Here is a 22,442-nt window from a genome sequence, read left to right on the forward strand (position 1 = left end):
TATTCAAATCTTTGCAGGTCAGCCGCCTACCGGCAATCAACTCCTCGGCTTGAGGTTCTCCGGGTCGTAGAGCGGCTTGTAGCCGACGGCGGCCACTTCCACCGGATAGGTCTCGCCGAAATACTCGATGTTCAGCTTGCGGCCCTCCTGGGCATAGGCCCATGGCAGATAGGCGAGACCGATGTTCTTGCCAATGGTCGGACCGTAGGCCATCGACGTCGTGAACGACCGGCGGCCGAGTTCGTCGACCAGCGTTTCGCCCGTCTTAGGGTCCATCACCGGCATGATGCCGACGGGATAGCGGGCGACGCCCTTTGCATCGACGTTCTCGGTCATCACCAGCGTGCACAACATGGCCGGCTGGTGCTCGCGGGCGCGGTATTCCACGTGCTTCGCCTTGCCGCAGAAATCGTTCTCCTTGACCTTAGGACGCGCGAGATCGGCTTCCAGCAGATTGTACTCGGTCAAGAGGTCGGCGTTCTGCAGGCGCAGGCTCTTTTCCATGCGCCGGGTGTTGGCATAGGTCTCGACGCCGAACGGCATGACGCCGGTGGAACGCAGCGCGTCCCAGACGGCGAGACCGTCCTCGTAGCGCATATGCAGTTCCCAGCCCTGCTCGCCGACATAGGAGATGCGGAACGCGGTGACGTCCTTGCCGCCGATCCGGACCGGCTTGATTGCCGCGAAAGGGAAGTTCTCGAGCGACAGCCCGTCCGGGTTCTCGACCACCTTTTGCAAGGTCGCCCGCGCATTCGGGCCCCAGATGCCGACGGTCACATACTTCTCGGTCACGTCTGTGATGGTGACATCAAAGCCTTTGTCCTGCGCCGTGCGGCGCATGTACTGGAAGTCGCGCGGGCCGGCGTCGGCGCCGTCGATCAAACGGCAGCGGTCAGCCATGCGGATGACGGTAAAGTCGGCGCGCACCATGCCTTCCTCGTCGAGGAAGTGGGTGTAGATGCCCTTGCCGATGTTGTTGTCGCCGCCGATCTTGGCCGCGCACAGCCATTCCAGCAGCGCGACATGGTCCGGGCCTTCAATGTCGTACATGGCGAAATGCGACAGGTTGACGATGCCGCAATCCTCGCTCATGGCGAGGTGTTCGGCGTTGGAGACGCGCCAGAAATGGCGATTGTCCCACTCGTTTGCACGCACCGGCACCCGGTTGCCGTATTTCTCCAGCAGGTGCTCGTTGGCGGCATAGCCATGGGCGCGTTCCCAGCCGCCCAACTCCATGAAGTAACCGCCAAGCTCCTTCTCGCGCTCCCAGAACGGCGAGCGCCTTATGTTGCGACCCTTGGAGAACGGCTCGCGCGGATGCACCGCCGGATTGTAGACCTTCATCGCCGTTTCGGTGCAGCGATCCCAGATGAACTGTTCCTTGGTCTGGTGCGGATAGAAGCGCGCATAGTCGATGGCATGGTGGTCGATCGAAGTGCGGCCGTCGGTCATCCAGTCGGCGATCAGCTTGCCCATGCCGGGGCCGTCCTTGACCCAGATGGCGACGGCATACCAGAGGCCCCGCACTTTCTGGCTCTCGCCCATCGACGGGCCGCCATCGGCGGTCACCTGCAGCAGGCCGTTGAAGGAATGGCTTTCATTGTAGCCGAGTTCGCCCAGGATCGGCGTCAGCTCCATGGCGCGCTCGAGCGGCGCCAGAATCTGCTCCATGTCGAGATCGCGCTGCGACGGCGACAGACGGGCCTGGTTCTTCTCCAGCAGGTCGCGCGGATGGCAAAGGCGCGGATTGTTTTCTTCGTAGTAGCCCCATTCGATCTGCCCGCCCTCGGCGGTCTTGGGATCGCCGGTGTCGCGCATATAGGCCGAATTGCCCTGGTCGCGCAGCAGCGGCCAGCCGATCTCCTTGCCGGTGCCGGCAAACTCGTTGTAGGGCCCGAAGAAGGTGAGCGGATGGTCGATCGGCATCACCGGCAGGTCCTCGCCGACCATCTCCGCGATCAGCCGTCCCCAAATGCCGGCGCAGACGACGACGTAGTCGGCTTCGATGGTGCCGCGGTCGGTCACCACGCCGGTGATGCGGCCATCCCTAACGATAAGCGACTTCGCCGGCGTGTTGGCGAAGGACTTGAGCTTGCCGGACGCTTCCGCCTGGTCGACCAGCTTGCCGGCAACGGTCTGCGAGCGGGGGATGACCAGACCGGCATCCGGATCCCACAGGCCACCCTGCACCATCGCTTCTTCGATGAGCGGAAATTTCTCCTTGATCTCGGCCGGTTCGATCAGGCGGGCGCGCGTGCCAAAAGCCTTGGCCGAGGCGATCTTGCGCTTGATTTCTTCCATGCGGCTGGCATCGCCAACACGCGCCACTTCGAGGCCGCCGATGCGGGCGTAATGGCCCATCTTCTCGTAGAAATCGATCGAGTAGAGCGTCGTCCAGCACGACAGGAAATCGTGGCTGGTCGTGTAGCAGAAGTCGGAGGCGTGCGCGGTCGAGCCGATATCGGTCGGGATGCCTGATTTGTCGATGCCGACAATATCGTCCCAGCCGCGCTCGATCAGGTGATGGACGATCGACGCGCCGACAATACCGCCAAGGCCAACGATGACGACCTTCGCCTGTTTCGGAAACTCTGCCATTGCCCGCGACTCCAAAGCGATAAAGCGGGCGCGCCTGCGCCCGTTCGAATGGCGCACAATATGCAGAGGACGCGGATGGAGCTACCGCCTGTTTGCGACACGTCGCTGGTGCGGCGCGACCCAGCACGCCGACTGGTCGTCAGAGGTGACTTTTACTCAGGCGAAGGCCCAGACGTCCTCGGCCTGGAAACCGACCTGATAGCCAGCAGTCTTGAGCTTGACCACGACCTGGCCGATCTCAGCCGCCGGCAGCGCCCCGACCTCGACCTTGATCATGCCCGGACGATAGCGCTTGAGGTCGAGCTGTTCGAAGACGATCCAGTCGGCGCCCTCGCAATCGACGAGGAAGGCGTCGATGTAGGAGATGCCGTTGCGGTCGAGCAGCGTCTGCAACGTTTCCGACGGCACCTCGATATCCCTGAGGTGTGGCGCGAACTTGTTGAAATTGGCGTCAGCCTCGCCCCAGGCGTTCTTGCCCGACATCAGATTGGTGTCGGTGACCGACGAGCAGCCGATGAACTCGATCGGCAGCGTGCCGGCCTCGAGCGCGGCAGCATCGAAGGTGTGAACGGTGATCGTGCCCTTGGTCTTGGTCACCGCCACCGGCTCGATGACGAAGCGCTCGGCATCGGGGTAGTTGGCGCGCAGCCGCTTCTGGTTGTAGGGGATCGGCTCGACCAGCACGGCCCGGGCGCGCGGAATGCGGTGCAGCCACGGCGTCACGTCGTCGAACAGTGCGCCATCGCAGGCGCCGACATTGACCATTTGGAAAGGCCGCCTGGCTCCACTGAGGCGCGCCTTCAGCGCCGCCCTGGCCAGGAATTTCGTGCCGTGCAGCGACGGGCTACGGTCGAGAACGCCGGTGGGGAGACCGACTGACAGGGCCATGCGCGCCAGGCTGGAAATGGAACTCATGGCTTATCTCCAGATATGACATTCGAGGCGACGGGGCGGCGTCCATTGACGCTTGCCGATGCCCACAGCGCCATCATCGGGCCGGCAAGCAGCAGGAACGGCGGGATCAGATTGGGAAAATAGATGCGGCTGTCGTGGATCGGAAAGACGGTGAACTTCGCCAGTACGCCAAGCACCAGCGCGGCCAGCAGGATGCCGGCGCGGCGGTCGAGCCTGAAGCCGGCGCGGCTCAATGCATACCATCCGGCCAGGGCCAGCACCGAGACGCCGACCCAGCTGTTCAGGGTGATGGCGCGGACCAGCGAGGCGGCGAATGCCCTCAGATAGACGACGCCCGAAAACGGCGGATCGAAACCGTCCATATTGTAGTGCTGCTCGATGCTGGAGAACCACAGATGCGGCCACCAGCCCGGATGCTGGGCCCAGTGCGAGATGGCGAAGTAGGCGACGAACGAGGCGGCAAAGCCAGCCAGCGCGCCCCACGCCTTCACCCGGAAAGCGACCAGTAGCACGGCGAAGATGGTGAGGAAAACGATGTTGTCGGGCCGTGCCATGAAGGCGAGGAAGAGCAGGATCGCAGTTGCCGCATCACGGCCGCGCACATAGGCAAAGAGCCCGCCGAGAAACAGCGCCGAGCACAACAGATCCGGCGTCGACGCCCGCGCCGCTTCGCCGAAATCGGCCATGATCAGCACCGCGCCGACGACCGGCGCCAGCGCCAGAGCGCCTTGAGACCGCAGCCAGAGCAGCGCGATCACACCGAACAGCAGCACCGAGAGCACCGACACCAGCCGCATCGCCTCGACCGGCGACATCACCGAACTCATCGTCGACAGGATCTCGGCGTAAAGGAACTTGATCCGGTACATGCCGAGCAGCGAATGGAAGTCGGCGGCATTTTCGCTCATGTGACTGCGGAACCCGCCGCCATCGTCGGTCAGCGTCTTGTAGTCGCCGGCCGACACACCTGATTTGACCGTGCCATAGGCATAGTCATGCAAAGCCTGCGCATCGGGATAGGTGCCTTCCTCCGCGACAGCCAGATACGGCAGCATGTCCCAATTGGCGTCGGGCATGAACCAGGCCGTCGCCGCTGTCAGAAGGATGTAGAGCGCAAAGGCCGCCGCACCGATCGGCGCGGCCAGTCGCCCATAGGTGCCCTCGCCCCATGCCAGACCGGCTGCGGTGAGCCGGTCGAGCAGAGTGTTCGAAGCGGGCGACCTGGTCAGCATCGTTGTGCTCAGCGAACCTGGCTTTTGACGAAGTCCTTCACGATCGACACGATGCCGCGCGACAACAGGCTGTCGAACGCGTCGACGAAACGGTCGACATGGTCGCGCTGGCAGATCAGCGGTGGTTCGAGGCGAATGACGTTGCGGTTGTACTCGGTGAAGGCGACCAACACGTCATAGTCGCGCAACAGCAGCGCGCCGACGAAGCCGGACAGCGATCCCTTCAGCTTGTCGTCCAGCACGCTGACGATCGGCCGCAGCACCATCGGCAAGGTCTGCGAGAAGTCGTGGAACTCCAGCCCGACCATGAAGCCCTTGCCGCGCACGTCCTTGATGATCTTCGGGTACTTTTCCTTCAACGCCTGCAGGCGCTGCAACAAATAGTCGCCGGTGGCGGCGGCGTTGTCGATCAGCCCCTCGTCATAGAGCACGTTGAGGCCCTCGATCGCGGTGATGCAGGCCTCGCCCATGCCGCCGAAGGTGGCCATGGCATGGATCATCGCCGTCTTCGGCGTGCCATAGGCCTTCATATAGACCTCGCGCCGGGCGATCATGGCGCCGACCGCCGCCTTGCCGGCGCCGAGCGACTTGGCCAGCGCCGTAACGTCAGGAACGACGCCGTAATGTTCGAAAGCGTAGAAGCGGCCGGAGCGGCCATAGCCGCACTGCACTTCGTCGGCGACCCACAACACGCCATACTGGTCGCACAGCGCGCGCAGCTTCTGCCAGTACTCGGCCGGCGCCTGTATGATACCGCCGCCGCCCTGGATGGTTTCGAGCACGATGACGCCAACCTCCGGATCGGAGCGGAACAGGCGCTCGACCGCCTCGATATCGGCAAAGGGAATGCGGACCGTATTTTCGGCCATCTTGAAGTCGGCGCGGTAGAGCTGGCCGTCGGTGATGCCCAGCACGCCCTTGGTCTTGCCGTGGAAAGAATTCTCGGCATAGACGATTTTCGGTCGCTTCGGGCCGGCGGCACGCTCGGCGAGTTTCACCGCCGCTTCCATCGCTTCCGACCCGGACGAGCCCAGAAACACCATGTCGAGATCGCCGGGCGAGCATTTGGCGATGTTGTGCGCCAGCGCCGCCGCATATTGCGACATGAAGGCGATGGCGATCTCCTGGCGCTTTTCCTCCTGGAACTTGCGGCGCGCCTCGAGAATGCGCGGATGGTTGTGGCCAAAGGCCAGCGAACCGAAGCCGCCAAAGAAATCGAGAATCTTGCGGCCATTCTGGTCGATGTAGAACATGCCTTCGGCGCGTTCGATCTTGATCTTGTGGAAGCCGAGCAGCTTCATGAAATGCAGCTGGCCGGGGTTGAGATGCGCCTTGAACAGGTCGGTCATCCGCGCCACGTCCATTGCCTTCGCCTGCTCGACGCTGATCAGGTCGGGCTTGGCGATGCTGGCGGGCGACAGCGCCGGCGGGTTGACCATGGTACGCGTATTCGTCTGCTCGGGCTTGGCCATAACGGTCATCTCAATCTCCTGTCTGCGCGCATGACAAGGATCGTGCGCAACGAAATCTGTTCGGCGAGCCGGCTATTCGGCAGGCACATGTTTGGTGGCGACGGCGTGACCGGCCTTCTTGGCGCGGTACTCGCTGTAGGCGGCGATCAGCATGTCCTCGTCGCGGTATTGCGGCACCCAGCCGAGCTGACGCTCGGCCTTGGACACGTCGAGCACGCACTCCTCGTCGGCGATCAGATACTGCTCCGGATCCATGATCGGCATGTTCATGAGGTCGAGCAGGTCAAGTGTGCGCTTGACCGCCCAGCCCGGCGTTGGGATCAGCAGCGATTTCGACCCGGCATGCTTGATCAGGTCGCCAAGCAATTTCTTCACCGGCGGCGGATTGAGCGAGCCGAGATTGTAGGCTTCGTTCGGCACGCCAGCCTTCCAGGCCGCGCGGGCAGCTTCCGCACAATCGAAAACAGAGATGAACTGATAGGGATTCCTGCCGGAGCCGATCATCGGCACCGGAAAATTCCAGTCGATCAGCTTGAACAGCTTTTCCAGGATGCCGAGGCGGCCGGGACCGATGATCAGGCGCGGCCGAAACAGCGAGATCGACATGCCGCGCTTGCGCCATTCTGCCGCCAGTTCCTCTGTCTTCTGCTTCGACCAGCCATACTCGCCAAGCGGCGCCACCGGATGCTCCTCGGTCATCGGCTGCGTCACCGTATGGCCGTAGATCATGTCGGTCGTGTAGTGGACCAGCTTCGGCGCGCCGGCCTTGTCCATCGCCTGCATGATGTGCTCGGTGCCGTGGAAATTCACCGGAAAGAAGAAGTCGTGGCGTTTTGTCCGCACCTGGATCGGCGACAGCATTTTCGCCGACAAATTGTAGACCATGTCGTCGGCCTTCAGCCCTACCGACGCGACCGAAGCTGGATCGGTGACGTCGCAGGTGACAAAGCGGACCGAGCGGTAGTGCGGCAGGTCGCTCTTGACGATATCGGCGACGACGACCTCTTCGCCATCGGCCACAAGTTTCGGGGCAAGGTGGCGGCCGACGAAACCGTCGCCGCCGAAAATCACATGTCTCATCGAACGGTCTCGCTGGTGTGGATCTTGTCGGGCGAAAGGGAAGCCGTTTCCTCTTCATGACCGCGCCCACTCTGGGCGATCAGCACGGTGCCGACGCAGATGAAGGCAATACCGGAGATGCGCCAGGCATTGAGGTCCTCGCGGAAAAGGAAATAGGCGAAGATCGCTACGGCGACATAGGCGAGGCTGAGGAACGGGTAGGCAAAGGAGAGCTCGACCTTGGACAGCACATAAAGGTGCGAGGCCATCGAGATGACGAAGGTGCAGAGACCAAGAAAGACCCACGGGCTGAAGACGATCTGCAACAGCTTGACCAGAGGATTGACGCCCTCGAACGAAATCGGCCCGAGCGACATCATGCCTTGCTTCAGCATCAGCTGCGCGGCAGCATTGGTCATGACTGTGAACAGAATGAAGACGATGTATTTCATGTTTTGCACCCGCCCTGCAGCGGTCCTACTACAGACCTGCAAAGATTTCGTGAAGTCACAACAACGTTTTGAGTAAACCCTGGCATTGACGATTCATTCACCACGAATTACTCAAATTTTACCTATTCCGCCGCCTCGACGGTTCCGCGCCGCACGTCCAATTTTTGCGCCGTCCGCTCCCAGAAATCCGACAGCAGAGCGGGATCGCGCAGCGCCTCCAGTTGCTGCCAATCCGGAAAGGACGCGGCGAAGGTGGCGGCGCCCATGCGCGCATCCTTGTAGGGGTTGACCGCGCCACCGGCCTCGACCGTGATGCGGTCAAGTTCGTTCAGCAGCTGTAGCGTCGTCTCGCCGCGATTGGGGAAATCCAGCGTCAGCGTGTATCCCGGCCGCGGGAACGACAGCAGCGCCGGCGAAGGGATCGCGCCAAAACGCTTCAGCACCGTCAGGAACGACCCCTGCCCGGCCCGTCTCGCCGCCTCGAGCAGCGCCGGCACGGCCCGGTATGCTGCTTGTTCCGGCACCACGCTCTGGTGCTGGAAGAGGCCCTTGGGCCCATAGAGCCGGTTCCAGTCGCCAACGCCGTCGAGCGGAAAGAAAAAGCCCTGGTAGCCGACACGGCGCGGCACCGACGAGCGTCCCTTCTTCCACCGGTAGGCAGCGTTGAACGCGGTCAGGAACGGCCGGTTGAGCACATTGAACGGCGGCTGGAACGGCACCGAGAGACGTCCGCCGGTACGTGCGGCCGTATGCGAACCATGCTCGGCATGGTTGCCGGTGAACAGCAGGCCGCGCCCACGGCCGTGGCCCCCGGCAAGCTGGTCGATCCAGGCAACCGCATATTCATTGGCCTGGTCGGCGGCTTCGGCCAGCGCGAAGAATTCGCCGAGATCGCGAAACGGCGTCGCCTTCTCGACGATGTCGAGCGAGTGCACCCGCATCAGCCGGATCGACGCCGACAGGATCAGGCCGGTGAGCCCCATGCCGCCGATCGTCGCCTTGAACAGGTGGGCATTGTCCGTGGCCGAGCAATGATAGGTCCGCCCGTCCGAGCGCAGCAGCGTGAAGGACTCGACATGGCAGCCGAAGGTGCCGCGCCGGTGATGGTTCTTGCCATGCACATCGTTGGCGATGGCGCCGCCAAGCGTCACGAACTGCGTGCCAGGCACGACCGCCGGGAAAAAACCGAGGGGTGCGGAATGGGCAATGATGTCGGACAAAAGCACACCGGCTTCCGCTTCGAGAAGACCGGTCTCGGCATTGAAGGCGAGAATGCGGTTCAGCGGCCGCATGTCGACGATCGTCCCGGCTTCATTCTGGCAGGAATCGCCATAGGAACGGCCATTGCCATAGGCGAGCAACGCGTTCTTTTTTGCCTTGCCGCTCTTCATCAGCGCGATGGCGTCATCCGCAGGGATGGTGCGCGGCGCCGGTGGGGTGGCGAGACCAAAACTCTGGAACCGTTCGGCCATGCCTACCAGCCCCCGGCAACCAGCAGCAATGCGCCGATAAGCACGACGATCTGGCTGCGCCAGTCGCGGATGATGAAGACCACCGGATCGTCATGCAACTCATCGCGGCGGGCGAGGATCCAGACGCGCATGGTGAGATAAAGCACGATCGGCGCCAGCGGCCACACAAGCCAGGGATGCGGGTAGAGTTCGCGCACGGCCATGCTGTCCATATAGAGCGCCAGCACCAGGGCCGAGGAAAAGGCCGAGGCCATGCCGGCCTGGGCGACAATCTCCTGATCTTCGGTGCGGTAGCCGCGACCGGCAATGCGCTCACCGGCCGGGATGGCGGTGGTGCGCAACTCGACATAGCGCTTCACCAGCGCCAGCGACAGGAAGAAGAAGATCGAGAAGGCCAGCAGCCAGAAGGAGACTTCGACACCGGTGGCCGCCGCACCGGCCAGCACACGGATCGTGTAGAGTCCGGCCAGCGTCAGCACGTCGCCCAAAAGCATACGCTTGAGCGACAGTGAATAAGCCGTGGTGACGAGCATGTAGCCACCGAGCACGCCAAGGAATTCGATCGGTAGCAAGAGCCCTGCAGCGATGCCGATGGCCAGCAACGCTGCCATCGAGCCAAGGCCGAACGGGATCGACAATGCGCCGCTGGCGAAAGGCCGGTTGCGCTTGGTCGGATGTTTGCGGTCGAGTGCGAGATCAAAGAAATCGTTGAGGATGTAGATGGCGGAAGCCACGGCGCTGAAGGACACGAACGCCAGCAGGCATTGCCAGATCATGTTGGCGTTGAAGTACTCGTGCGACAACACCATCGGCACCGCGATCAGCGAGTTCTTCAGCCATTGATGCACGCGCAGCATCTTGACGAAAGTCCTCAAGGTCGGCTTCGGCACCGGCACCATTTCAGCGTCGTGTGCCGCCTGCCAGCGCGCCGCATGGCGGTCGGGCGCCACAACGATTGCGCTGCGCGCGGCGTCGAAGACCTTGAGGTCGTGCCGGCTGTTGCCGGCATAGTCGAAGCCGCCATCGCCATAGGCTGCGACAAGTGCGGCGCGCTTGCGGCCCGAGGTCATGTTGTGGGGGCCGTCGGTCGCCAGGACGTGATCGAATATCTTGAGATGTGCGGCGATCGCCTCCGCGAATTTACGCGGCGTGCCGGTGGCCAGCACGATCTTGCGGCCTTCGCCATGTTCGGTGCGCATGCGGTCGAGCAGCACCTCGCGATAAGGCAGCGAAGCCGGATCGATGTCGATGCGGTCGGCGATGGCCTGCTTCAGCCGCGCCGGCCCGCGGGCCAGCCAGAACGGCACCAGGAAAATATAGAGCGGATTCTTCTTGATGAGGATGAACAGGCCTTCCCACAGAAGGTCCGTCGCGATCAGCGTGCCGTCGAGATCGACCGCAAGTGGAATTGCGTTCCTGTCCGACCGCGCGTCCATTTCGTGCTGCCTTGCCTGAATCCGTCGTGCCGTGTTTCGGCGTATTCGCACCGTATAGCGGGGAACGGCGTAGCGAACGTTAAAACGTCCGGTTGCAGGCAGCAGGCGCTGCTGTATTTCCGGCGTCATTGTTAAGCAAGCGTTACCAGAAACAATAAAAGGCCGGGCAATGCCCGGCCTTCGAAAAATCAAACCGCCAGCTTTACTTGATGCGAGCGACGCCGCCCGAGATCTCGACTGTCTCCGAGCCGGTCAGGGCCTCGAGGTCACCATTGGGCAAGGTGACGAAACAGCCATTCGGGCAGAATTCCACGGTTTCGCCGGCGGCCAGCGCCAACTCCGTCTTGCCACCGCCTTCCGTCACGATCAGCGTGCGCGTTTCGGCATCCTTGTTGACCGCGCTGGCGGCGAAGGCCGAACCACTCGCTGCAGTAAAAGCGATGGCGACGACGAGCGACTTCCACATTTTGCAGTATCGGTGTTTCCACCGCCTCTTGTTGCATTTCGCAAGGCATTCTCGCCCTTTGCATGGGAGCTTATATGAGATGGAAGCTGAACCGCAACTGAATGCCGCATTCATGCCGCAATTGGTCTTCGCCGCAAAAGCCAGGCTGAGATTCAGGTCAGGCCGAGCCGAGAATGGTGGGTTCCGCGAACCGGAGCGGAGCGTACTTTTGGGTACGTGAGCACCGGAAGCGCAGGTATCAGCCGTTCGCAGGCCGGCATCACCTGAATCTCCTAGTCCGGATCGGGCTTGCGGGTCTTGCGGCCTGTCTTGGCCAGGCGTTTCTTCTCGGCCGCTGCTTCAGCCTCCGCCTGCTCTCGCTCGGCGAATTCGACCTCGGCCTGTTCGTCGTCTATCGGCCATGCCGCGGTCTTCTTGACCTCGACGACCGCGCGCGGCGTCGACGGTATTTCGATATGCTCGCCGCTGAAAGCATCGAGAATGGCAAAGCGGATGTCGTTCTGCACGATATTGCCGTTCAGCACATCGGCGAGGAACACGCGGATCTCGAACTCGAGTGCTGCCGGCCCGAAATTGGAAAACAGCACGAAGGGTTCCGGGTTCTTAAGCACCAGCGCATGGCCGCGCGCGATCTCGAGCAGGATGGCATGCACCCGCTTGACGTCGCTGCCATAGGCGACATTGACCTTGATATCGATGCGGCCGAGCTTGTTGCGATGCGTCCAGTTGCCGACAGCGTTGTTGATCAGGTTCGAGTTGGGCAGGATCACCGATTGCCGCTGGAACGTCTCGACCTCGGTGGCGCGCACGCTGATCTTCTTGACCGTGCCGGTGATGTCGCCGGCAACGATCCAGTCACCAACCTTGAACGGCCGTTCGGCCAGCAGGATCAGGCCCGAGACGAAGTTGGAGACGACGTTCTGCAGGCCAAAACCGATACCGAGAGAGAGGGCGCCGGCAACCAGCGCCAGGCTGGACAGGTCGATGCCGGCCGCCGAGATGCCGACGAGCCCGGCCAGTGCTACGCCGGCATAGCCTACCGCCAGCCGGATCGAGTTGCGCACACCGGTGTCGACACGGCCGCGTGCCATCACCGACCCGTCGAGCCAGCCCTGGAACCAGCGCGTCAGGAAATAGCCGATGACGAAGACGATGATGCCGGTGAGGATGCCGGTGACCGAGATGGTCACCGAGCCGATGGTGAGGCCCGTCGCCAACTTGTAGCCCCAGGCCTGGATGTCGCCGGGCTGGAACCCCCACATCAACAGGATCAGCGGCAGGAACACCAGCACGATCATGACGTTGATGGCGACGCTGACGACCAGGCCAAGCTGGTCGAGCGCGGTCTCCTCATAGCTCGCAGTGGTCGACAGCCAGCGCCCGATCGACGTATCGGCGAAGCCGCCCTCCTCGCCGATCTCTCGTGCCGACAGGAAGCCGATATAGGCGGTGACCAGGATGGTGCCGGTGACCACAACCTGCAGCGAAACGAAAATCGCCAGCCCGATATAGCCGAACAGCGCTGCCGCGATGGTGAAAAGGCCGAGCGCGATGGAGGTGAAGCGCAGCCACGCCGGCCACGGCCGCCACGCTCCATCGGCCGCCTTGTAGGGTTTCAGCAACGCCATAAGGATGAGGATGACGCCGACGATGATGGTGGCGACAAAGCTTCTGGCGATGGTCAGCGACAGCGGCGAACCCATCTTGTCGTTGACCACCGCAAGGAAATTGTTGACGCCGATGACCACCGCCATGGCAGTGGCCAGCCGCACCAGCCAGCGTGCCGGACCCGTCTCGACCTGTATCAGGCGCCAGTTCGGCAGCCGCGGTTCGAGCGCCGCATTGGTCAGCCGGTTGACGCAGAACACCACCGCGATGACGGCAGCCAGCGCATTGAGGAAGACGCCGATATCGCCGCGCAGGACATTGTAATAGTTGAACAGGAAAACCGTCGAAGCGAGGAAGACGCCGACCGCCAGTGTCGGCAGCAGCGTCGACCAGAACGCCACCGACAACCGGCTGAGATAGGATGGTTCCTCCACGGAAGCGTCCGCTTCGAACACACGTCCGAACAGACGCCGGCCGCCGACCAGCAGCACCGCGGCGAGCGCAAGCGCCATGAAGGTCGCCGCGAGCATCGCCTGGAACTTGAATTTGAAGGCGAAGGTCAGCCAGGATGACACTGCCCTGTAAAAATTCGCGTACTCATCATGCGCGTCGGAAAAGACCTGTGGGCTCAGCGCATCGGACAGCACGTAGCGCTTGGTGAGCACATTGCGGAAAAGGTCGCTGCGCATGTTGCCGATCTTGTCGATCAGGCCATTGATGCGGATCGACAAATTCTGCGCGCTGGCGACGACCGCGTTGATTTCGGCTTTTTCGGAGGCCAGAGCCTGACGCTCGCCGGTGACGATATCGGGCTCTTGCGGCTGGCCGGCAGCCGGCGCCGGACCCAGCATCTCGATCCGGGCATTGATGTCGCCGACACGCGAGCGGAAGGCCAGCGCGCTGTTCAGCGCAGCGCGCGACAAATCCTCCAGCTGCAGGCGGATATCGACCAGCGCGGCATCGTCCTCGACACTTTGCTGTATTTTCTTCTCGAGATCGTCGGTCTTGGCCGTCAGGCCCTGGATGACCTTCTGCTGGTCGGTGATCAGCCCGGCGGCACCCTGGCCGAGCGCCTGCGCCATCGCGTCGAACGAAGGCGGCGCCGAGACAACCAGCGCAAGGATCAGGATCAGGCGGAGCAATCGAAAGAGCATAATCGGTTGGCGACTCGCGGACGGCAAAGGCCTGTTCTAGGACCCGCCCTTGATAAAGACGCCGATACCATGGGGCAAGCCATCGCGGTCTGGCCGTCTTTTGGGAGTCGGCCAGTCGAAAAGCCATGGCGCAATATTGGCTTTGCGCCGCCGCCCTGCTCTATAATCTGCCGCATCGCACCCGAGCCGGATGATTTCAGGTCTGTTCGACCTGAAATCATCGGGCTCTAAAAATCAAAGATATAGAGCATGATGTCGTCCGAAAACCGCTTCACACTTTTCGGCATCATGCTCTAGGGATGGCATGAAGAATGGCGGAATATTCGGCCTTTTCGCTTCTCGCGAACGCGCTCAAGGGGAACCAGGACTGGAAGCCGGCCTGGCGCAAGCCGGAGCCAAAAGCGTCCTATGATGTCATCATCATCGGCGGCGGCGGCCATGGCCTGTCGACGGCCTATTACCTCGCCAAGGAGCACGGCATCACCAATGTCGCGGTGCTGGAGAAGGGCTGGCTCGGATCAGGCAATGTCGGCCGCAACACCACGGCCGTTCGCTCCAACTATCTTTTGGCCGCCAACACCCGCTTCTACGAACACTCGATGAAGATGTGGGAGAACCTCTCGCATGAGCTCAACTACAACGTCATGTTCTCGCAGCGCGGCTGCCTGAACCTGGCGCACACGCCGGCCCAGTTCGACGACTACGCAAGGCGCGGCAACGCCATGCGCCATCTCGGCGTCGACGCCGAACTGATGACCACCGCCGAGATCGCGCGTCTGGTGCCGGCGCTGGACATGTCGTCCACCGCACGCTTCCCGATCGTCGGTGGCCTCATGCAGCCGCGCGCCGGCACGGCCCGCCATGACGCCGTCGCCTGGGGCTATGCGCGCGGCGCCGACCGCCGCGGCGTCGACATCATCGAGAACTGCGAAGTGACCGGCTTCCTGCGCGACGGCGACCGCATCACCGGAGTCTCCACCTCGCGCGGCGAGATCCGCGCCAAGAAGGTGGCGGTGGCGGTGGCCGGCAGCACCGGACGGGTCATGCAGCTTGCCGGCATCGAGACAATGCCGATCGAGAGCCATGTGCTGCAGGCCTTCGTGACGGAATCGCTGAAACCGTTCATCGACACCGTACTGACCTTCGGCATGGGCCATTTCTACATGTCGCAGTCGGACAAGGGTGGCCTTGTCTATGGCGGCGACATCGACGGCTACAACAGCTACGCCCAGCGCGGCAATCTGCCGATCGTCGACGAGGTGATGAGCGAGATGTTGGCGCTGTTCCCGGGGCTGGCCAGCGTCCGCATGCTGCGTTCCTGGGGCGGCGTCTGCGACATGTCGATGGATGGTTCGCCGATCATCACCACCGGCCCGCTGCCCGGTATGTATCTCAACTGCGGCTGGTGCTACGGCGGCTTCAAGGCGACGCCGGCCTCCGGCTGGTGTTTTGCCTGGACGATCGCCAAGGACGAGCCGCACGACTTCAACGCGCCATTCACGCTCGACCGCTTCCACCGCGGCCTGGTCATCGACGACAAGGGCCAGGGCGCAACGCCGCGGCTGCATTAGGGAATATTCCATGCTCATCACTTGCCCCTATTGCGGCCCGCGCGATGTCATCGAGTTCACCTATCAGGGTGACGGCAATCGCCAGCGCCCACAACCGGCCTCCCAGAATCTCGATGCCTGGAACGCCTATGTCTACGACCGGCTGAACCCGGCCGGCGACCACAATGAGATCTGGCAGCATTCCGGCGGTTGCCGCACCCATCTCAGGGTGGTGCGCAACACGCTGACGCATGAGATCTCCAGCGCCGCCGCCGTGCGCGGCGACCACAAAGCCGCCGCCCGCCACAAGACCGAGGGCAAGTCATGAGCCCGCGCCGCATCGCGAGCGGCGGCCGGATCGACCGGCTGCGCACCATCCGCTTCAGCTTCGACGGCACGCCCTACACCGGCCATGCCGGCGACACGCTGGCCTCGGCGCTGCTGGCCAACGGCGTCACCCTGTTCGGGCGCTCGTTCAAATATCACCGCCCGCGCGGCGTGCTGACATCAGGCGTCGAAGAGCCGAACGCGCTGGTGACCGTGCTGCGCGGCGAGGTTCGTGAGCCCAACATCGCCGCGACCATGGTCGAGATTTATGATGGGTTGGTGGCCGTCAGCCAGAACCGCTTTCCCTCGCTTGCCTGGGACGTCAACGCCGTCAACCAGTTGGGCGGCAAGCTGCTGTCGGCCGGCTTCTACTACAAGACCTTCATGGGACCGGTGATCGGCCCGCTGAAGGGCACCCGCTTCTGGATGTTCTGCGAACACTTCATCCGCCGCGCCGCCGGCCTCGGCAAGGCCGGCATCGTTGCCGGCACCGAGCGCTACGAGCGCATGAACGCGTTTTGCGACGTGCTGGTGGTCGGCTCCGGGCCCGCCGGACTATCTGCTGCAAAGACGGCTGCCGATCAGGGCGCCCGCGTCATCCTCGCCGAGCTCGAGCCGAATTTCGGCGGCTCCGCCAACTGGTCGGCCGAGACGATCGACGGCATGCCGGCCGCCGACTGGGCGGCGCGCTCTGTCGGCCAGCTTGAAGGCTATGACAACATCCGCCTGCTGCCGCGCACCACGGTCTGGGGCTATTATGACGGCAACACGCTGGCAGCACTTGAACGGGTCACCGATCACAAGGAGGCCCCCGGCAAGGGCGAGCCGCGCCATCGCTACTGGGCCATTCGCGCCAAATCGGTGGTGCTGGCCACCGGCTCCTTCGAGCGGCCGCTGGTGTTTCCGGGCAATGACCGGCCGGGCGTCATGCTGGCGCATGCCGCCGAGCGCTATGCCAATGAATATGGCGTGCTGCCGGGCGAGCGGATCGCGCTGTTCACCAACAATGACAGCGCCTATCGCTCGGCGATTGCGCTGAAGCGGACCGGTGCCGCGATTGTTGCCATCGTCGACGTGCGCCCGGAGCTTTCGGGCGAGATGCTCAAGCTGGCCGACGAAGCCGAAGCCGAGATTTTCTCCGGCCACGCCATCGTCGCCACCGAAGGCGGCAAGGCGCTGTCCGGCATCAAGGTGCAGCGCTTCGACATGATCAGCGGTGCGCTGAGCGGCGATGCGCGCAGCATCCACACCGATTGCTTGCTGATGTCGGGCGGCTGGTCGCCGACCATCCATCTGGCCAGCCAGGCCGGCGCCAAGGCGGAATGGAATGCCGCCCGGCAAGCCTTCCTGCCGCCGAAGCCGACGCAGAAATGGATCGGCGCCGGTGCCTTCACCGGCAGTTTCTCCACCGGCGAGGCCATCGCCGAAGGCCGCGCCGCCGGTCTTTCGGCAGCGGGCGGTACCGGAACACCATCGGCGCTCCCGATTGTCGAAGCCGCCCCAGGCGATCCCGATCCGGCGCCGGTGTTCGAGATCAGGGCCAAGGGCAAGAGCTTCGTCGATTTCCAGCACGACGTGACCGCCGAAGACGTACGGCTTGCGCATCGCGAAGGTTTTGTTTCGGTCGAGCATCTCAAGCGCTACACAACGCTCGGCATGGCGACCGACCAGGGCAAGAGCTCCAACATTCCGGGCCTCGCCATCATGGCCGAAGCGCTGGGCAAGCCGATCCCCGAAGTCGGCACGACCCGCTTTCGTCCACCCTTTTCGGCGGTGTCGATTGGCTCGTTGGCGGCCGAACGCTTCGGCGATTTGAAGCCCGAGCGGCTGACGCCGATGCATGACTGGCACATCGCCAATGGCGCGACCATGTATTCGGCCGGTCTCTGGTACCGCCCTATCATCTACGGGCTTTCAGGCGAGACGATCGAGCAGGCCTATGTCCGCGAAGCCAAGGCCACCAGAGAGAGCGCCGGCATCGTCGACGTCTCGACGCTCGGCAAGATCGCCGTGCAAGGTCCTGACGCCGCCGAATTCCTCGACCGCGTCTACACCAACATGTTTTCCACACTTGCCGTCGGCAAGGCGCGCTACGGGCTGATGCTGCGCGAGGACGGCCTCGCCTTCGATGACGGCACGACATGGCGGCTCGGCGAGCAGGACTTTTTGATGACCACCACCACCGCCAATGCCGGCAAGGTGATGCAGCATCTCGAATATTTCCTCGACGTCATCTGGCCGGAGCTGAAGGTGCATGTCACCTCGGTCACCGACGAATGGGCGGGGGCCGCGATCGGCGGCCCGAAGGCAAGGGCCATTCTCGCCGCTTGCGTCACCGGTACCGCCGTCGACAATGCCACGCTGCCCTTCATGGGCATTGTGCGTGGCGAGATATCAGGCGTGCCGGTGATGATCTGCCGGCTCTCCTTCTCCGGCGAAATGGCCTTCGAGGTCTATTCCGGCGCCGGCTACGGCACCCATGTCTGGCAAGCGCTGATCGAAGCCGGCAAGCCGTTCGGACTGGTCACCTATGGGCTGGAAGCGCTGGGCACGATGCGCATCGAGAAAGGCCATGTCACCGGCGCCGAGATCGACGGCCGCACCACCGCGCGCGACCTGCATCTCGACTGGATGCTGTCCAAGAAAAAACCCTTCATCGGCTCGGCGATGATGGACCGCGAAGGGCTGATCGCCCCTGATCGCCTCCAGCTCGTCGGGCTGATTGCGCTCGACAACCGGCCGCTCAACGGCGGCGCGCACATCGTCGCGGAACTGGACGAAGCCAATCCGCACGATTCCCTTGGCCACATCACCGCCTGCTGCTATTCGCCGGCACTCGGCAAGCACATCGCGCTGGCTTTGGTTGGAGGCGGCAAGACACGGCACGGCACGCGCGCCTATGTCTCCGACCCCTTGCGCAAGCGCTTCGGGCCGGTCGAGATCGTCTCCAACCACTTCTTCGATCCGGACGGGAGCCGCATGCATGGTTGAGCGCCAATCACCGCTGGAGCCGGCACTGCATGCCGGCTCGCATGGCAATTTCGAACACGGCGTCGAAGTCATTCTCTCCGAAACCAGGCCAGGCTCGATCCTACAGCTAGCCGCATGGCCGGGCGAAGAGAAGCAGATGATGGCGGCCATCCGCACCGTCACCGGCCTCGCTCTGGCCGACGGCGCCGGCGGCGGCAGCACCGACGGCGTTCGGTCAGTATTCGGTTTTGCGCCAGGTAAATTCACCGTCGTCGATGAAGCGGAAGGCTTGGCCTCGACCTTCGCCACTGTTGTCACCCCGGCCATCGGCACGCTGACTGATCTATCGCACGGCCGCACCGCCATTCGCATCGCCGGACCGAAGGCCGAATGGGTGCTGGCGAAATTCTTCGCCATCGATTTCGCGCTGCCCGCCTTCCCGATCGGTGCCGGCCGCTCGACCACCCATCATGACGTCTTCGCGCAGATCCAGCGCAGCGGCGCCGACCAGTTCGACATCTACGTGTTCCGCTCCTTCGCCCGCTCGTTCTGGAAGGCTCTTTGCCATGCCAGCGAGGAAGTCGGCTACGAGGTGCAATAGGCGTTTGGCCCTACAGGCGAGCCGATCTGCCGCTTGAGCGCCCGGCCGGCGACGGCCACGATGCATCAGGAATCACGGGCCGATGCTCAAGGCACGGCTCGACCAGGCAACCAGTACGCATCCCTTCCATGACCGCAGAGACCTCGGCGACGGCCCCTACCCGCATCGGCACGGCGGGCGAGCTGTCGTTGCTGTTGCCGCTTACCGTTGCCTGCGGCGTGTTCATGACCAGCCTCGACCAGAATGTCGTGGTTACCGCCCTGCCCGGCATCGGCGAGAGCCTCGCCCGGCCGCCCAGCCAGCTCGGCCTGCTGATCACCGTCTATGTTGCCAGCCTGATCATCTCGATGCCGGTCGGCGGCTGGGCCGCTGATCGCTTCGGCCTGCGCAACGTCTACTGCTTTGCCTTGCTCGTCTTCGCGGCGGCCTCGGCTTTGTGCGGTCTGTCTGAAGACATCTGGATGCTGGTCGGCGCCCGCGCCTTGCAGGGGTTCGGCGGCGCGCTGATGGGCACGCTCGGCCAGGTCGTGATCCTGCAGAGCTTTCCGCGCAGCCGCACTTTGAAGATCAATATGTACATCTCGCTGGCCGGCCAGTCCGGGCCCCTGGTCGGTCCGCTCGTGGGCGGTGCGCTGACCACCTACATCTCGTGGCGCTGGATCTTCTTCATCAACGTGCCGTTCGCGCTCATTGCCGCATTGCTTGCGGCCTCGCTGTTCCCCTCGACCACGAAAGCGGTTCGCACGCCCTTCGATTTCCCGGGCTTTGCCCTTGTTGGCAGCGGCATGGCGCTGCTCGTCTTCGGCATGGACTCGCTTGCTGCAAGAGATGCCGGCGGCGGCATGATCGCCGCTGAACTTGGCCTGGCCATCGCCATCCTCGCCGTCGCCTCTTTCTATTGCTTGCGAGCCCGCAATCCACTGCTCGATCTCAAATTGCTTCGCATCCGCACCTTCCGCGTCAGCTTCCTGACCGGCGGCGGATTGGACACGATCGGCCTCAGTTCCGTCGTCTTCCTGCTGCCGCTGATGTTCCAGCTCGGTTTCGGCATGAGCGCCGTGCAGGCGGGATCGCTGACTTTCGTCGCTGCGATCGGCTCGTTGCTGACTCGCCTCTTCATGCCGCGGGTTCTCAACCGCTTCGGCTTCCGTCGCGTGCTGGTCTTCAACACGCCAGTTGTCGCTTGCCTGGTCGCCGGCTTTGCCCTGATGCAGGCAACCACGCCGGTCTGGATCGTGCTCGCCTATATATTCATCTTCGGCGTCTTCCGCTCGGCGCAATGGGCCTCGACCGGTAACCTCTCCTACTCGGACATCGCACCCGAGCAGCTCGCCCGCTTCAGCGCGCTCTATTACATACTGTGGCAGCTGGCGGTGGCGATCAGCGTCGGTCTGGCGGCCGCCGTGCTGTCGCTCCTGGCTGGCGGCGGCCATGCCAGCGTCAACGACTTCCGCATCCTGTTCGTCATCGAAGGCGTCATCACGCTGTGCGCGCTGTTTGCCTATCTCCGGCTGACGCCGCAGGACGGCGCCCATGTCAGCGGCCATCGCTCGCCAGTGAGCGTGGAATAGCCCAGCCGGACCGTAGTGGTGTTATTCGCTGAACGTCACCCACTCTTCCAGCGGCACGCGGTCGGTGCGAAAATCGTTTTCGGGTTTGGACGTGTCCTCATGGCCGAGCGCCATGCCGCAGACCACGATCTCCTCGTCGGGGATGTTGAGCACCGGCCTGATCTGCCGGTGATAAGGCGCAAAGGCCGCCTGCGGACAGGTGTGCAGACCCCTGCCCCGCGCCGCCACCATGATGTTTTGCAGGAACATGCCGTAGTCGATCCACGAGCCCTGGTTCAGCCGCCGGTCGATGGTGAAGATCATGCCGACCGGCGCGTCGAAGAAGACGAAGTTGCGGTCGTGCTGGGCGCGCATCTTGTCGACCTCGCGGCGGCCGATGCCGAGCGCTCCATAGAGCCCAAAACCATTGGCGCGCCGGCGGGTGAGATAGGGCTCGAAGAACTGGGTCGGGTAATAGCGATACTCGTCCCAATCGGCCTTCTCGGCGCGGATGCCGGAATTGAGGATGGCGTCTGATATCTGCTGCTTGATATCGCCCTTGGTGACATAGACCCGCCAGGGCTGCATGTTGGTGCCTGAAGGCGCGCGTGCGGCGACGGCCAGAATGGCGCGGATCGTCTCGTCGTCGACCATGTCGGGCAGGAAGGCGCGCACCGAACGGCGCGACATGATCGCCTCGTCGACGATCGCCGCATCCTCAGCAATCCGTGTGTCATTCTCCAGCATGGGCCGTCCCTTTGCGCATGCGCCCCGAAAACCGCACCGGCCTCCGGAAAAGATCATGCGCAGATTCCAAACATTGGCCGCCGACCGGACGACCCCACACTCGCCGTTCGTGGGGCGAGCCTTTGCATGAACCGCCAAAATCGCGCAAGCAAATCTTGTGGCCTCTCATGAAAATCCTCTTGATTTTTTCACGGGTGTGCTTTCTCATGAAATTCACTTCCAAATTTTCATCAAGTGAGCGTTTTGCCCCCAGCTACCGCCAGAACATTGCAGGGACCTGACGAGCGCCTGCTGGCGAGCGACATTCGGGCGCTGCGCAAGGCGCGCGGGCTGACGCTGGCCGAGATCGGCCTCAAGCTTGGCCGCTCGGTGGGCTGGGTCAGCCAGGTCGAGCGCGGCCTGTCGATCCCCTCGCTCGGCGATCTCAGGGCCTTCGCCGACCTGTTCGGCGTGCCGCTCAGCCTGTTCTTCAGCCACGACGTGCCGGTCGAGAAGGAGCGCGGCGTTGTCGTGCGCGCCGGCAGCCGGCGCACGCTTGGCACAAGCGAATCCGGCCTGGTGGAGGAGCTTCTGTCGCCCGATCTCGGCGGTAGTTTCGAGATGGTGCGCTCGATCTTCGCGCCAGGCGCGGAACTGAAGTCCCAGCAGCTACGGCCGACCGAGGAGGCCGGCTATGTCGCATCGGGCATTTTCGAGATCGAGATAGCAGGCGTCTGGCACCGGCTTGTCGAAGGCGACTCCTTTCGCTTCGAGCGCAAGCCGTACCGCTGGCGCAATCCCGGCACCGAGCCGGCAGTGATCATCTGGGTGGTTTCGCCGCCTGTCTATTGAAC

At 63.3% G+C, this 22,442-nt stretch carries 17 protein-coding genes; 6 read left to right on the forward strand and 11 right to left on the reverse strand.

All coding sequences use genetic code 11. The annotated features are described in order from the left end of the window. Positions 1-36 precede the first annotated feature (36 nt). The 10 genes from AC1DXN_RS25790 to AC1DXN_RS25835 form a co-directional block, all read right to left on the reverse strand. The gene (locus AC1DXN_RS25790; protein WP_477276885.1) at positions 37-2,598 is read right to left on the reverse strand and encodes a GcvT family protein; all 2,562 of its coding nucleotides are present in this window, start codon (positions 2,596-2,598) and stop codon (positions 37-39) included. Positions 2,599-2,754: 156 nt separating this feature from the next. Then, positions 2,755-3,513 carry an FkbM family methyltransferase gene (locus AC1DXN_RS25795; protein WP_477276887.1) on the reverse strand — a complete coding sequence of 253 codons (759 nt, stop codon included), beginning with the start codon at positions 3,511-3,513 and terminating at the stop codon, positions 2,755-2,757. Then, positions 3,510-4,745, reverse strand: coding sequence for a hypothetical protein (locus tag AC1DXN_RS25800; RefSeq protein WP_477276889.1), 1,236 nt, complete (start codon positions 4,743-4,745; stop codon positions 3,510-3,512). Before AC1DXN_RS25800 ends, AC1DXN_RS25795 begins: the two co-directional genes overlap by 4 nt. An 8-nt stretch (positions 4,746-4,753) precedes the next feature. Beyond that, the gene (locus AC1DXN_RS25805; RefSeq protein ID WP_477277261.1) at positions 4,754-6,184 is read right to left on the reverse strand and encodes an aspartate aminotransferase family protein; all 1,431 of its coding nucleotides are present in this window, start codon (positions 6,182-6,184) and stop codon (positions 4,754-4,756) included. A gap of 105 nt (positions 6,185-6,289) precedes the next feature. Continuing rightward, positions 6,290-7,297: an NAD-dependent epimerase/dehydratase family protein gene (locus AC1DXN_RS25810; RefSeq protein WP_477247745.1), complete on the reverse strand. Its 1,008-nt coding sequence runs from the start codon at positions 7,295-7,297 to the stop codon at positions 6,290-6,292. Continuing rightward, the gene (locus tag AC1DXN_RS25815; protein ID WP_477247743.1) at positions 7,294-7,728 is read right to left on the reverse strand and encodes an EamA family transporter; all 435 of its coding nucleotides are present in this window, start codon (positions 7,726-7,728) and stop codon (positions 7,294-7,296) included. The genes AC1DXN_RS25810 and AC1DXN_RS25815 overlap by 4 nt, the downstream gene beginning before the upstream one ends. A 122-nt stretch (positions 7,729-7,850) precedes the next feature. After that, positions 7,851-9,200: an FAD-binding oxidoreductase gene (locus AC1DXN_RS25820; RefSeq protein ID WP_477276891.1), complete on the reverse strand. Its 1,350-nt coding sequence runs from the start codon at positions 9,198-9,200 to the stop codon at positions 7,851-7,853. A gap of 2 nt (positions 9,201-9,202) precedes the next feature. Continuing rightward, positions 9,203-10,636, reverse strand: a complete 1,434-nt coding sequence (locus tag AC1DXN_RS25825) for a UbiA family prenyltransferase (RefSeq protein WP_477276893.1) — start codon at positions 10,634-10,636, stop codon at positions 9,203-9,205. A 202-nt stretch (positions 10,637-10,838) separates the two neighbouring features. After that, positions 10,839-11,102 carry a hypothetical protein gene (locus AC1DXN_RS25830; RefSeq protein WP_477231363.1) on the reverse strand — a complete coding sequence of 88 codons (264 nt, stop codon included), beginning with the start codon at positions 11,100-11,102 and terminating at the stop codon, positions 10,839-10,841. Between the two features lie 272 nt (positions 11,103-11,374). Next, positions 11,375-13,864: a mechanosensitive ion channel family protein gene (locus AC1DXN_RS25835; protein WP_477276895.1), complete on the reverse strand. Its 2,490-nt coding sequence runs from the start codon at positions 13,862-13,864 to the stop codon at positions 11,375-11,377. A gap of 311 nt (positions 13,865-14,175) precedes the next feature. On the opposite strand from AC1DXN_RS25835, the gene AC1DXN_RS25840 reads away from it, so the two are divergent. From AC1DXN_RS25840 to AC1DXN_RS25860, 5 genes are all read left to right on the forward strand, one after another. Beyond that, positions 14,176-15,435 carry a sarcosine oxidase subunit beta gene (locus tag AC1DXN_RS25840; protein ID WP_477276897.1) on the forward strand — a complete coding sequence of 420 codons (1,260 nt, stop codon included), beginning with the start codon at positions 14,176-14,178 and terminating at the stop codon, positions 15,433-15,435. Between the two features lie 10 nt (positions 15,436-15,445). Further along, a complete protein-coding gene (locus AC1DXN_RS25845; protein WP_477276899.1) occupies positions 15,446-15,742 on the forward strand; it encodes a sarcosine oxidase subunit delta in 297 nt (98 codons plus the stop codon). Then, a complete protein-coding gene (locus AC1DXN_RS25850) occupies positions 15,739-18,732 on the forward strand; it encodes a sarcosine oxidase subunit alpha (RefSeq protein ID WP_477276900.1) in 2,994 nt (997 codons plus the stop codon). The genes AC1DXN_RS25845 and AC1DXN_RS25850 overlap by 4 nt, the downstream gene beginning before the upstream one ends. Continuing rightward, positions 18,725-19,312 (forward strand): sarcosine oxidase subunit gamma, encoded by a 588-nt coding sequence (locus AC1DXN_RS25855; RefSeq protein WP_477276902.1) that lies wholly within the window; start codon positions 18,725-18,727, stop codon positions 19,310-19,312. Before AC1DXN_RS25850 ends, AC1DXN_RS25855 begins: the two co-directional genes overlap by 8 nt. A 128-nt stretch (positions 19,313-19,440) precedes the next feature. Beyond that, positions 19,441-20,883 (forward strand): MFS transporter, encoded by a 1,443-nt coding sequence (locus AC1DXN_RS25860; RefSeq protein ID WP_477276904.1) that lies wholly within the window; start codon positions 19,441-19,443, stop codon positions 20,881-20,883. 21 nt (positions 20,884-20,904) lie between these two features. On the opposite strand, the gene AC1DXN_RS25865 is transcribed toward AC1DXN_RS25860, so the two are convergent. Further along, the gene (locus AC1DXN_RS25865; protein WP_477276906.1) at positions 20,905-21,609 is read right to left on the reverse strand and encodes a nitroreductase; all 705 of its coding nucleotides are present in this window, start codon (positions 21,607-21,609) and stop codon (positions 20,905-20,907) included. Between the two features lie 288 nt (positions 21,610-21,897). On the opposite strand from AC1DXN_RS25865, the gene AC1DXN_RS25870 reads away from it, so the two are divergent. Further along, positions 21,898-22,440, forward strand: coding sequence for a helix-turn-helix domain-containing protein (locus AC1DXN_RS25870; protein ID WP_477421716.1), 543 nt, complete (start codon positions 21,898-21,900; stop codon positions 22,438-22,440). Positions 22,441-22,442: the final 2 nt, after the last annotated feature.

The organism is Mesorhizobium sp. P2_H9 (assembly GCF_056403215.1).